Source organism: Flavobacterium sp. DG1-102-2 (assembly GCF_033042555.1).
GTDB lineage: Bacteria > Bacteroidota > Bacteroidia > Flavobacteriales > Flavobacteriaceae > Flavobacterium.
Genome location: NZ_JAWLIK010000012.1, coordinates 1 through 12,772, shown reverse-complemented (window position 1 = coordinate 12,772; position 12,772 = coordinate 1). Strand labels below are relative to the sequence as shown.

The window sequence follows — 12,772 nt, the reverse complement described above, 5'->3', positions numbered from 1 at the left end:
GCTGAAATTGGCTAAATGGCAGTCTTAAATTTTGTTTGTTCGACGGTCTGAAACAAAAAATCCCGTTCGCGAAGGCGAACGGGATTTTTATATATGTAAAAGAAAAATTATTTCTTTCTGTTGATCACTTTTTCAGCAGCTTCAACAATTGCCTGGTTGTTCAGTTTGTACTTGTCCATAAGCTGGGCAGGTGTTCCTGATTCTCCAAAGCTGTCATTTACAGCAACGAACTCCTGTGGTGCAGGGTTGTTAAGCGAAAGCACACGTGCAACGCTCTCTCCAAGTCCGCCAAGTATGTTGTGTTCTTCTGCAGTTACGATACATCCTGTTTTACCTACTGACTTAAGGATAGCCTCTTCGTCAAGCGGTTTTATAGTGTGTATGTTGATAACCTCTGCAGAGATGCCTTTAGCTTCAAGAGCTTCAGCAGCGATAAGCGCTTCCCATACAAGGTGTCCTGTCGCTACGATAGTAACATCTGTACCTTCATTAAGCATAACTGCTTTTCCGATAACGAAATCTTCTCCTGTTTCAGAAGTAAAGTTAGCTACAGACGGACGGCCGAAACGCAGGTAAACAGGCCCGTGGTGCTCTGCTATAGCAATCGTGGCTGCTTTTGTCTGGTTGTAGTCGCAAGTATTGATTACGGTCATGCCCGGAAGCATTTTCATCAAACCGATGTCTTCAAGAATCTGGTGGGTTGCACCATCTTCGCCAAGCGTTAAACCGGCGTGAGAAGCACAAATTTTTACGTTTTTGTCTGAATAAGCAACAGACTGACGGATCTGGTCATATACCCTTCCTGTAGAGAAGTTGGCAAAAGTACCTGTAAAAGGAATTTTTCCGCCAATGGTCATACCTGCAGCCATACCAATCATGTTAGCCTCGGCAATACCTACCTGAAAGAAACGCTCCGGGTGGTTTGCTTTAAAGTCGTCCATTTTAAGCGACCCGATAAGGTCGGCACAAAGAGCAACTACATTTTCATTAGTCTTTCCAAGTTCTGTTAATCCCGCGCCAAAACCAGAACGGGTATCTTTATTGCCTGTATTTGTATATTTTTTCATTTGTAGTTCATTTAAGATTTAAAGATTAAAAATTTAATAATTGCCGTATGGCTTAAATCTTTAAATCATTCAATTTTAAATCTTATTAATAATCGCCTAACGTCATTACATTCTGGTCAAACGCTTTTTGAAGCTGGTCATCGTTTGGCGCTTTACCGTGCCAAGCGTGCGTGTGCATCATAAAGTCTACACCGTTACCCATTTCGGTATGAAGCAGTACACAAACCGGTTTCCCCTGGCCTGTTTTAGCTTTAGCCTGGGCCATACCTGCAAGGATAGCTTCTATATTGTTACCCTGAGGTATTTCAACAACATCCCACCCGAAAGCAGTAAACTTAGCGTTGATGCTTCCCATATTAAGTACTTCGTCTGTTGGGCCGTCAATTTGTTTTCCGTTAACGTCTACAGTAGCGATATAGTTGTCTACTTTATAAGCAGATGCATACATCATAGCTTCCCAGTTTTGTCCTTCCTGAAGTTCCCCATCACCGTGAAGGCTGTATACAAGGTGGTTATCACCGTTAAGCTTTTTAGCCTGTGCAGCACCAATGGCTACGCTCATTCCCTGTCCAAGAGATCCAGAAGCCATACGGATACCCGGAAGCCCTTCGTGAGTTGTAGGGTGTCCCTGAAGCCTTGAGTTGATAAGGCGGAAAGTAGCAAGCTCCTCTACAGGAAAGTAACCGCTGCGTGCAAGTACACTGTAGAATACCGGAGAGATGTGACCGTTAGAAAGGAAGAATAGATCCTCGCCGATACCGTCCATATCAAAACCTTCTTTGCGGTCCATAATAACCTGGTAAAGGGCTACTAAAAATTCTGTACAGCCAAGCGATCCTCCAGGGTGTCCTGAATTTACCGCATGAACCATACGAAGGATATCCCTTCTTACCTGAGTCGTTAAGTCATTTAGTTGTTGTGTGTTAGGCTTCATTTTTTCGATTAAAGTTAAACTGGTGCAAAAGTAATTTTAATTTTCAGGACTGGCAAAAATATTTTAGCCTCAATCCGTTAGGATCAAGGCTAAAAATTTATTGCTTAAATATGAGGTTACTTCGCTTTCGTAAAGGTAAATACGCCGCCGCTCTGCTTTAATATCATTTGGTTTTGTGCAGGTTTAAACTCCAGTATTATGCCTGCCGGGCCGAATTTAAAAATGTTTTCTTCGGCCGCCTCTAAAGGAAATGCACTTTGCCCTGTTGCCTGTGCCATTAGTGTCGTGCCATCTTTTGTAATAGAAATGCTGATAGGAATTTCTGTGGTAGTATAGTTTCCGGTATATTTATCAAGCTGTTCTGTGGTGTATTCTGCCGTTTTAAAATCAGGGATAGTAAAAGGCTTTTTGTATGTCCAGCTAAGCAGTGCATCGGCAACATCGCTGTTGCTGAAGTCTGTTGAACCGTTAGATACAATGGCAATCGTAGTCTTATCCTGAGGGAAATAGTTAAGCCTTGACCTAAACCCGTCTATTCCGCCATCGTGGCCGTAGCTTTCTTTAGAATCATACTGTTTTGTAAACAATCCCAGCCCAAAGCCGTTTTTCATGGTTTTCATCTGCTCCAGGCTTGCTGAAGAAATTATCTTTCCTGCAAAAAGGCCGTCTATAAATCGTGAAAGGTCAGTGGGTGTAGAAACCATTGCACCGGCCCCCATGGGTATAGACATATCGGTTTCATCCTCTTTACTCCATTTGCCAACAAAAGAATAGGAGTAGGCTTCGTTGTTTGCAGTGTTGGTTTTTACGCCATAATAGGTATTTTTAAGCCCAAGTGGCTTAATTATTTTTTCTTCCACTATAGCCTTAAAAGGTTTTTTATACGCCTTTTCTAAAATATAGCTTAGTAACACGTAATTAGAATTACTGTATTCACCTTTGCTGCCGGGTTCATAGTCACCTGGAGCTTTTGCTATGATCGTAATCATCTCTGCTTCCGTTTTGGGCTGCGACATGTACGACATGTACTCAGGGTCGTTTGTAAAATTGTGAATGCCGCTATGGTGGTTAAGCATATTTTCTATAGTAATTTTTCCTGCATTGGGTACAGTAGGAAAGTATTTGTCCAGCTTGTCAGTCAGTTTCAGTTTGTTTTCCTCTGCAGCTTTAAGAACTAATGCGGCAGTAAAAGTCTTGGAGATAGACCCAATCCTGAATTTTGTATTCTCATTGGTTTTTAAGCCCTTCTCATGGTCGTAAAGCCCCACTGAACGGGTATAGATTGTTTTCCCGTTTTGCGAGATGGCCACGCTTCCACTAAATTTGTTGTTAGCCTCCAGTGCTGCAAAATACTGGTCAAGTTTGGTTTTGTCTGGAGTTTGGGCGAAAGCCGTCAGAGCTGTCAGGAAGCAGGCCAGAGCCAGTGTAAATTTGTTTTTCATGATTTGATCGATGTTGATTTACCTGATAGGTAGCTAAAAGCTTGATTGTGTTACAAAATGTACAAAATATTCTGCCCATCTCAATCCCCGCCATCAAAAATCACGACTGTAAAAGTACTACAGGTTAACGATTATTTAATGCAGTGGTTTTTTCAATGAATTTGGTTTTTTCCCCATACCCCTCATTCCGATAATCAATTATAACTTCAATTACCCCTCCATCTTTATTTACATATGTTTAAGCATGGCTTAAACGAAGCCTGTTGATTTAGATAAAATGATTTTTTGTACTAGTGTAAATTTTGCGGTTTACAAAGTAAAAAGCGTAACATTATGTTTGTATAAACATAGTAAAAAACGATTACAATACTTTTTTCAGCTTCTCCGGTTCAACGTCAATGGCGTCGCCGTAGTAAGTTACCTTACCTTTTTTGTCAATGTACATTGTCAGGAAATCACTTTTCTTAAGCTGAAGCAATTGGCAAACTCGGGCAGCAAAGGTTTCTCTTCGTGCAGGCAGCTCTTCATTCACCAGGGGGTCGGCAATGTATATCTTGTGGCTGAAATTTGTGCTTTCAATAAGAGTGCTCACAAGGCTTTCTTTATTGGTTATCCCGATAAAATAAAAATCTACAACATTAGTATACTGGTTTTCCAACTTATTATAATGGGCTACGATCTCTTTTGCGTTGGCACAATTGGGAATCCAGAATTGTATAACCGTAGCTTTAGTGGTATTACTTTTTATGTTTTCAATAAGCTGATCAGGGGTAATATAAACAATAGATTGCTGCGCAAAGCCGCAAGGTGACAATAGAGATAGCAAAAGCAGTAGGTAATATCGCATAGATAAAGAAATATTGGTTTACTGTAAATGTAAGAAAAATTTAAAAATGCAAAACCCGGATTCAAGTTAACAAAGCCGACAGCTGATAACCAACGACCGTCAACCAAATTACCAAATCCGCGTGCAACCAAATAAACTATAAATGCCTATCTTTGCCCGCTGTAAAAGACACCCATGAAATTTGACCTTATAACTAAAGACCCGCAGAGTAAAGCAAGGGCGGGCAGCATAACTACCGATCACGGGGTTATTGAAACGCCAATCTTTATGCCGGTAGGTACTGTAGGTACCGTTAAGGGCGTGCACCAGCGCGAACTTAAAAATGATATTAACCCTGATATTATACTGGGTAATACCTATCATTTATACCTTCGCCCGCAAACTGAAATCCTTGAAAAAGCAGGAGGTTTACACAAATTCATGAACTGGGACAGGCCTATCCTTACCGATAGCGGCGGTTACCAGGTGTACTCGCTTTCGGCAAACCGCAAGATCAAGGAAGAAGGTGTGAAATTTAAGTCGCATATTGACGGTTCGTACCATTTCTTTTCGCCCGAGAGCGTAATGGAGATCCAGCGTACCATTGGTGCCGATATTATCATGGCCTTTGACGAATGTACTCCTTACCCATGCGATTACCGTTATGCAAAGCGCTCTATGCACATGACGCACCGCTGGTTAGACCGATGCATTACGCACCTTGAAAAGCTTCCATATAAATATGGTTACAGCCAGGCATTCTTTCCTATCGTTCAGGGTAGTACGTACACCGACCTCAGGGCGCAGTCTGCCGAATATATTGCCAATGCAGGTGCTGTGGGTAATGCCATTGGCGGGCTATCTGTAGGCGAACCGGCAGAAGAAATGTATGCGATGACCGATGTGGTATGCAGTATCCTTCCTGAAGATAAGCCGCGTTACCTTATGGGTGTGGGTACGCCAATAAACATCCTTGAGAATATTGCCCTTGGTGTAGATATGTTTGACTGTGTTATGCCTACGCGTAATGCTCGTAACGGAATGCTGTTTACTGCTAATGGCACCATTAATATAAAAAACAGAAAGTGGGCGGACGATTTTTCGCCAATAGACGAAATGGGCATCACTTTTGTTGATACAGAATATACCAAAGCCTATTTAAGGCACCTTTTCTCTGCCGATGAATACCTTGGAAAACAAATTGCCACCATTCACAACCTTGGCTTTTATATGTGGTTGGTTCGTGAAGCAAGAAAACATATCTTAGCAGGAGATTTCCGTCAGTGGAAAGACATGATGGTTAAAAACATGAGCCAAAGGCTTTAATTTAAAGTTATTATCGGGTGAAAATAATAGACTGGTACATTTTAAAACGCTACCTGGCAACATTTTTTGTGATGCTTATTATGTTTATACCAATCGGTATAATTATAGATGTGTCTGAAAAGATTAATAAGATACTTGCCAATAAAGTGCCTTTTCTTCAGGTTGCCAAATATTATGGCGACTTTACCATCTATTTTGCTAATATGCTGTTCCCTATATTCCTGTTCCTTTCGGTAATATGGTTTACATCTAAGCTTGCCAATAATACCGAGATCGTTGCGATATTAGGGTCAGGTATATCGTATACCCGATTTTTGAGGCCATATCTTATGGGGGCTTCGATAATATGTATCCTTTCGCTGGGCATGGGATTCTTCTTTGTGCCAAGGGCGAGTAAGGGATTCAACGATTTTAGGTACAAATACCTTAAGAACAATTCAGAAACCCGCCAGAGCCAGGATGTTTACAAACAGATAAGCGATAACGAATACATTTATGTAAGCAGTTTTAGCTATGCTGATAAAATTGGTTACAATTTTACACTTGAGAACTTTAAGGACAACAAGCTGGTTTCTAAAACAAACGCTACCACCATACGTTACAACGAGAAAGACAGTACCTATACGCTAATGAATTATGCTAAGAGGACTGTGGGTGCAATGGGTGATAAGCTGGAGTCGGCGGCAGAAAAGAAGTTTAGATTTAACTTTGAGCCCGATGATCTTACGCCAACTATCTACGCCGCTGAGACCATGACCCTTACACAGCTTAATACGTTTATTGAAAAAGAAAAACAGCATGGGTCGGGTAATATAAATGCCTACCTTGTGGTGTTATATAAAAAATACAGTATTCCTATTTCGGCATTTATCCTTACCATCATCGCCGTTGCGGTTTCGTCTATGAAACGCCGAGGGGGTATGGGTATTAACCTTGCCATGGGTATATCATTGGCCTTTGTTTATATTTTCTTTGATAAGGTATTTGGAACCCTTGCCGAAAAATCGGCCATGTCGCCTATCGTGGCAGTATGGTTTCCTAATCTTGTATTTGGAATATTAGCGGTATATCTGTTACGCAATGCAAGGCGATAATCTTAAAAATTACCTTCATCTCCATTTAATTGTTTTTATATGGGGGTTTACGGCAGTTATCGGCAAACTTATTACAATAAGTGCATTTTCATTAGTATGGTATCGCATGACTATAGCAGTTGTACTGATGCTTGTATATGCTTTGTTCACAAAAGTGCCATTTAAGGTATCAAGAAGGGCATTGATAAGTTTTGTAGCTGCCGGGCTGGTTATAGCATTGCACTGGTTTACTTTTTTTGAAGCCATTAAAGTCTCTAATATATCCATAACCCTTGCCTGTCTTAGTACCGGTGCATTTTTTGCCTCGTTGCTGGAATCGGCATTTTATGGCAAGCGAATCGTTTGGTATGAACTGTTTATGGGTTTTATTATGATAATCGCATTGAGCATTATCATATACGGCGATTTTCTTATAGGCGTTTTAAATGAGCTAAATAATGGCACATATACTTCAGAAAGAGCAGGGGTATTGTTTGATGCCATGCAGCTGGGTAAAGGCGACCTTTTTGGCGGTGTAATTATAGCACTGATATCGGCCTGCCTTTCGGCAACCTTTGCTATTATAAACGGCAGGTTTGCTAAAGAGCATAATGCGGTAACCATTTCATTATATGAGCTGCTGGGTGGTATCTTCTTCTTTTCGCTGTACCTGTTGTTTTCAGGACAGTTTACGCAGGAGTTCTTTGTGCTTTCGTCTAACGACTGGTTATGGCTTTTTATACTGGGTTCTGTATGTACAGGTTATGCCCAGATAGGCGCTGTAAAAGTAATGAAGACAATAACGGCCTATACCATGATGCTAACCATTAATCTGGAACCTGTATATGGGATAATTCTTGCATTAATCGTTTTTAAGGAAAGCGAAAAAATGAGCAGCACGTTTTACATTGGCGCTGCTATTATTTTAATTACAGTGATTATCAATGGTATACTTAAAAACAGGACTAAAAAAGTAAACTAAATGCGGTCAGGCTGTTTTCAGTCCCGCTTAAAATTTTATCTTTGCATTTCGCAATAAATTAAAAATCTGCCCTACTATGGAATATTTAGATTTTGAACTTCCTATCAAGGAGCTTGAAGACCAACTGGATAAGTGTACGATTATAGGCCAGGAGTCTGATGTTGATGTATCTAATACATGCAAACAGATTGAAGAAAAACTGGAAGAGACAAAAAAGAAAATATATAAAAACCTGACTGCATGGCAAAGGGTTCAGCTGTCCAGGCACCCAAGCCGCCCTTACACAATGGATCACGTGCGCGCGCTCACAGGCGACACATTCCTTGAACTGTTTGGCGACAGAAGCTTTAAAGATGATAAAGCGATGATAGGCGGTTTAGGCAAAATAGGCGGACAATCGTTTATGATTATCGGCCAGCAAAAAGGTTTTAATACAAAAACAAGGCAGTACCGTAATTTTGGTATGGCTAACCCGGAAGGGTACCGTAAGGCACTTCGCCTTATGAAAATGGCCGAAAAATTTGGTGTGCCTGTTATCACTTTAGTAGATACTCCGGGAGCATATCCTGGTCTTGAAGCAGAAGAAAGGGGACAGGGAGAAGCCATTGCAAGAAATATTTTTGAGATGGTACGCCTTAAAACACCTATCATTACCGTTATAGTAGGTGAAGGAGCTTCGGGCGGGGCATTAGGAATAGGTGTGGGAGACAAAGTATTCATGATGGAAAACACGTGGTACTCTGTAATTTCTCCGGAATCTTGTTCATCAATCCTTTGGAGAAGCTGGGAATATAAAGAGCAGGCAGCCGAAGCGCTTAAGCTTACTTCTTTTGACATGAAAAAGAATGGCCTGATAGACGATATTATCCCGGAACCGCTTGGCGGAGCCCACTATGACAGGGAAACAGCATTTAAAGCAGTAGAAGAATACATCCTTAAAGGATATAATGAACTTAAAGACTTATCAACAGAGCAGTTAATTGCTCAAAGAATGGATAAGTACAGTAAAATGGGCGAATTTAAGGAATAATAAGCCGATAGCGCATAATTAGTCCGAAGCCCTATAGCTTCGGATTTTTTTTGAGTTGTCAACATAAAACAGCGTTTTATCAACACGATATCAACAGGTTGCGCTTAACAATTCCTTAACCTGGCCAACGCTATTTTAATTACATTCGTACTATGGAAAACATCAAAAACATAAACCCCGTAAAAGTTGATAAGACAACCATTATCAACTTAGAGAAAGGCAAGCTGCCACCACAGGCGCTGGACCTTGAAGAGGCCGTTTTAGGTGCAATGATGATTGATAAAAAAGGGGTAGATGACGTAATTGACATCCTGCAGCCCGATGCTTTTTACAGAGACGGGCACAAGCATATTTATGAGGCAATCGTTGAGCTTTTTAACGATACGCAGCCTATTGACTTGTTAACAGTATCTGCACAGCTTAAAAAGACAGGAAAGCTGGAACTTGCCGGAGGCGATTTCTACCTTATCCAGCTTACGCAGAAGATATCATCATCTGCACACATCGAGTTTCACTCAAGGATCATTCTTCAGAAATACATTCAGCGAAGCCTTATCAGGATTTCGAGCGAGATCATTGAAGAATCGTATGATGAGACTACTGATGTATTTGACCTGCTTGATAAAGCCGAGTCTAAACTATATGAAGTAACGCAGGGTAACATCAAGCGTAGTTCTGAAACAGCACAAAGCCTTGTTATCCAGGCAAAAAAACGTATTGAAGAGATTGCCGGTAAAGAAGGGCTTAGTGGGGTGGCTACAGGTTTTCATGACCTGGATAAGCTTACATCAGGATGGCAGCCGAGTGACCTTATCATTATCGCGGCAAGGCCTGGTATGGGTAAAACTGCGTTTGTACTATCTATGGCGCGTAATATCGCTATTGATTTTGGACACGGTGTGGCACTGTTCTCGCTGGAGATGTCCTCGGTACAGCTTATTACCCGTTTGATTTCTAGTGAAACCGGGCTCTCATCAGAGAAACTGCGTACCGGTAAGCTTGAAAAGCATGAATGGGAACAATTGAGTATTAAAGTAAAAGACCTTGAAAAAGCGCCTTTATATATAGACGACACACCATCGCTTTCTATCTTTGACCTTAGGGCAAAAACACGAAGGCTGGCATCCCAGTATGGGATCAGGATGATTATTATCGACTACCTTCAGCTGATGACTGCAGGAGGAAGTGGAAAAGGAGGAGGTAACCGTGAGCAGGAAATCTCGACCATTTCGAGAACCTTAAAAGCATTGGCAAAAGAACTTAATGTTCCTGTTATTGCACTGTCTCAGTTATCTCGTGCGGTAGAAACCCGTGGATCGAGTAAAAGGCCGTTACTCTCGGATTTGAGGGAGTCGGGTGCGATTGAGCAGGATGCGGATATCGTATCGTTCATTTACCGACCTGAATATTATAAAATTGATGAATGGGATGATGAAGAGCGTTCTCCTACACAGGGACAAGCCGAATTTATCGTAGCAAAACACCGTAACGGTGGTCTTGACAACATCAGGCTTAAGTTTATCGGTAACCTCGGTAAGTTTGATAATCTTGATGATTTTGGCTCTCCGTTTGACGAACTGCCATCAAGCATGAACAGCAACAATGATTTCATCAAAAACCTTCCGTCTGCAAATGACGCTTTTGGCAGTAACATGAACAGCAGCGGACCGAATGACGACGATGTTCCGTTCTAAAAATTAAATACGATAACCATCTAACCTAAGATATATGTCACATAACAATATTGAAGATTTCGCATTAACCGAAGCTATACGACAAATGGATGTTAACGGTGCCGAGCACATCACTGTAAATGATTAAGGCGGCATTATCCATCAACTAAACTTTAAACTATAAATGCACCGTGGGAAGCGGTGCATTTTTTATTTTTACCCTTTAAATTTTACAGATATGCCATTAGTTAGAATTAGTTTACCGGAAGGATTATCTGCTGAGACAAAAACCAAGGTCTCGCAATCAGTTCATAATGCACTTATGCAGGAGTTTCATATTCCTGCGGATGATTATTTCCATGTTATTGAAGAGGTCAATAAAGAAAATCTAATTTGTCCTGAAAGTTATTTGGGGATAGATCATACATCATCTATGATCTTTGTTCAGATTACGGCTGCCCAGGGAAGGACATCTGAGCAGAAGAAAGCGCTTTATGCCCAGATTGCCCAAAATATATCAGCATCAACCGAAATAAGAAAAGAGGATATTCTTATTGTGTTATTAGAAAACAATAGGGAGAATTGGTCTTTCGGAAATGGTGAGGTGCAACATTTCACTCATATATAGTATAAAAAAACCGCCCTTAGTACAGGGCGGTTTCTCAATTATTTTTTAGACTCTTCAACAGATACTTTTCTGAAGTCTTTTAAAAGTTTGCTTAGTTCTAAAGCCGATTTACGAGCTCTTGTTCCTGCAGCTTTGTTACTTTTTTCAATGTGTAATTCTGCTTCTGATTTAAATTTTTCAATCTCTGCGTTGATTTGAGCAAATAGATCTTTCATGATATGTGATTTGTTATTAAATTATTTGTGCAAAAATAGCCATTTTGCTGTATCTACAAGGGGTTTTAGTCATAATGTAGTGTTATTTTCCTGCTAAATTTTCAGCTTATTTGTTGTTTTGGCCTAACAAAAGTAATACCCTTAGATTTCTATCGTTAGTTTAGTATCTTTGGGTTAAATCTCTTTACGAAATGAAGTTTAAAAATATATATCTTATCCTGCTGTTAATCATAGGTTTTACTTCAAAGGCTTCTATGGTATTGCTGCCAATGGACGAAACATCCCAGCAAAACCATCTAAAAGCATACGGGATTACGTTTTGGGCTCTTGAAAAAGGGTATAAGGCCAACTGGCTTCTAAATTACAGGGGAGGCTCGTTTTTACTTCCCGATGCCGACCAGATACGACGTGAGTGCCAGATAAGGGGTGTAAGCTTTGAAGTGCTTAGCGATGGCGCAGCAAATGGTATACTTGATGAAATAAGCAGTCCATCAGTAAACATGGAAAATGTATTGCTTGAAAAAGCACCAAAAATAGCTGTGTACACCCCACCCGGAAAACAGCCTTGGGATGACGCTGTGACAATGGTGCTGACCTATGCTGAAATTCCGTTTACTGCTGTATATGATGAGGAGGTTCTTAACGACGGGCTTGTGGCTTTTGAATGGCTTCACCTGCATCACGAAGATTTTTCGGGACAATATGGTAAGTTCTTTGGAGCTTACCGCAATGCCCCATGGTATATAGAGCAGAAAAAAGATGCCGAAGCATTAGCTGCTAAACTTGGTTATGCTAAAGTGTCTGAGGAAAAACTTGCAGTAGCCAATAAAATAAAGAATTTTGTAGTCGGTGGTGGATTTATGTTTGCCATGTGTTCGGCAACCGATAGTTTTGATATTGCACTTTCTGCTGAAGGTGTGGATATCTGCGAACCGATGTTTGACGGTGATGCAAGCGAACCGAATTACCAGTCCAAGATAAATTACGGTAATTCTTTTGCCTTTAAAGATTTTATCCTTGAGCGTAATCCTAATGTATATGAGTTCTCTGATATTGACACGACAAACGATAGAAAGATTCCTATGGACATGGATTATTTCTCACTGATGGATTATTCGGCAAAATGGGACCCAATCCCGTCTATGCTATGCCAGAACCATACGCAGTTGGTAAAAGGATTCATGGGGCAGACTACTGCTTTTAGGGCAGATAAAGTGAAATCAAGTGTATTGGTTATGGGTGAGCAGAAGCAAACCGGCGAGGCGCGTTACATTCACGGTACTAAAGGTAAAGGAATGTTTACTTTTTACGGTGGCCACGACCCTGAAGATTACCAACACAGGGTAGGGGATGCACCTACAGTGCTTGACCTGCATCCTAATTCTCCGGGTTACCGACTCATACTTAATAATGTATTGTTCCCGGCTGCAAGAAAAAAGAAACTTAAAACGTAATGAGTTTCTAAGTTGCAAAGCAGCAACGTTTCAAACTAAAAAGATATTGACTAGTCCTAAAATAGGTTGACTATTTTTGATTATACAAATTTGGTAAAAGTTCAGGCATTTTCAAGATGTCT

The 12,772-nt window shown here is 40.7% G+C and carries 12 protein-coding genes; 7 read left to right on the top strand and 5 right to left on the bottom strand.

The genetic code is table 11. From position 1 onward, the window contains the following. Positions 1-107 precede the first annotated feature (107 nt). The 4 genes from R1T16_RS15320 to R1T16_RS15305 all read right to left on the bottom strand — a co-directional run bounded on the left by R1T16_RS15320 (position 108) and on the right by R1T16_RS15305 (position 4,290). Positions 108-1,067 carry a transketolase family protein gene (locus R1T16_RS15320; protein WP_317502002.1) on the bottom strand — a complete coding sequence of 320 codons (960 nt, stop codon included), beginning with the start codon at positions 1,065-1,067 and terminating at the stop codon, positions 108-110. An 85-nt stretch (positions 1,068-1,152) separates the two neighbouring features. Beyond that, positions 1,153-2,001, bottom strand: a complete 849-nt coding sequence (locus R1T16_RS15315; RefSeq protein WP_317502001.1) for a transketolase — start codon at positions 1,999-2,001, stop codon at positions 1,153-1,155. A 116-nt stretch (positions 2,002-2,117) separates the two neighbouring features. Then, positions 2,118-3,443, bottom strand: a complete 1,326-nt coding sequence (locus R1T16_RS15310; protein WP_317502000.1) for a serine hydrolase domain-containing protein — start codon at positions 3,441-3,443, stop codon at positions 2,118-2,120. A gap of 361 nt (positions 3,444-3,804) precedes the next feature. Then, on the bottom strand, positions 3,805-4,290 hold the full coding sequence (locus R1T16_RS15305) for a thioredoxin domain-containing protein (protein WP_317501999.1): 486 nt from the start codon (positions 4,288-4,290) through the stop codon (positions 3,805-3,807). A gap of 174 nt (positions 4,291-4,464) precedes the next feature. Between R1T16_RS15305 and tgt the strand changes: the two genes are divergently transcribed. The 6 genes from tgt to R1T16_RS15275 all read left to right on the top strand — a co-directional run bounded on the left by tgt (position 4,465) and on the right by R1T16_RS15275 (position 10,981). Beyond that, entirely contained in the window at positions 4,465-5,595 is a 1,131-nt protein-coding gene (tgt, locus tag R1T16_RS15300; RefSeq protein WP_317501998.1) for a tRNA guanosine(34) transglycosylase Tgt, read from the top strand. Between the two features lie 17 nt (positions 5,596-5,612). Next, on the top strand, positions 5,613-6,689 hold the full coding sequence (locus R1T16_RS15295; protein ID WP_317501997.1) for an LptF/LptG family permease: 1,077 nt from the start codon (positions 5,613-5,615) through the stop codon (positions 6,687-6,689). Continuing rightward, positions 6,676-7,650, top strand: coding sequence for a DMT family transporter (locus R1T16_RS15290; RefSeq protein WP_317501996.1), 975 nt, complete (start codon positions 6,676-6,678; stop codon positions 7,648-7,650). The genes R1T16_RS15295 and R1T16_RS15290 overlap by 14 nt, the downstream gene beginning before the upstream one ends. A gap of 76 nt (positions 7,651-7,726) precedes the next feature. Next, entirely contained in the window at positions 7,727-8,680 is a 954-nt protein-coding gene (locus R1T16_RS15285) for an acetyl-CoA carboxylase carboxyltransferase subunit alpha (protein ID WP_317501995.1), read from the top strand. A 152-nt stretch (positions 8,681-8,832) separates the two neighbouring features. Beyond that, positions 8,833-10,374: a replicative DNA helicase gene (dnaB, locus tag R1T16_RS15280; RefSeq protein WP_317501994.1), complete on the top strand. Its 1,542-nt coding sequence runs from the start codon at positions 8,833-8,835 to the stop codon at positions 10,372-10,374. A gap of 217 nt (positions 10,375-10,591) precedes the next feature. After that, a complete protein-coding gene (locus R1T16_RS15275; protein WP_317501993.1) occupies positions 10,592-10,981 on the top strand; it encodes a tautomerase family protein in 390 nt (129 codons plus the stop codon). A 38-nt stretch (positions 10,982-11,019) separates the two neighbouring features. Here the strand turns inward: R1T16_RS15275 and R1T16_RS15270 are convergent, their stop codons facing one another. Continuing rightward, the gene (locus R1T16_RS15270; RefSeq protein ID WP_317501992.1) at positions 11,020-11,196 is read right to left on the bottom strand and encodes a histone H1; all 177 of its coding nucleotides are present in this window, start codon (positions 11,194-11,196) and stop codon (positions 11,020-11,022) included. A gap of 191 nt (positions 11,197-11,387) precedes the next feature. Between R1T16_RS15270 and R1T16_RS15265 the strand changes: the two genes are divergently transcribed. Then, positions 11,388-12,650 carry an asparagine synthetase B gene (locus tag R1T16_RS15265; protein WP_317501991.1) on the top strand — a complete coding sequence of 421 codons (1,263 nt, stop codon included), beginning with the start codon at positions 11,388-11,390 and terminating at the stop codon, positions 12,648-12,650. Positions 12,651-12,772 lie beyond the last annotated feature (122 nt).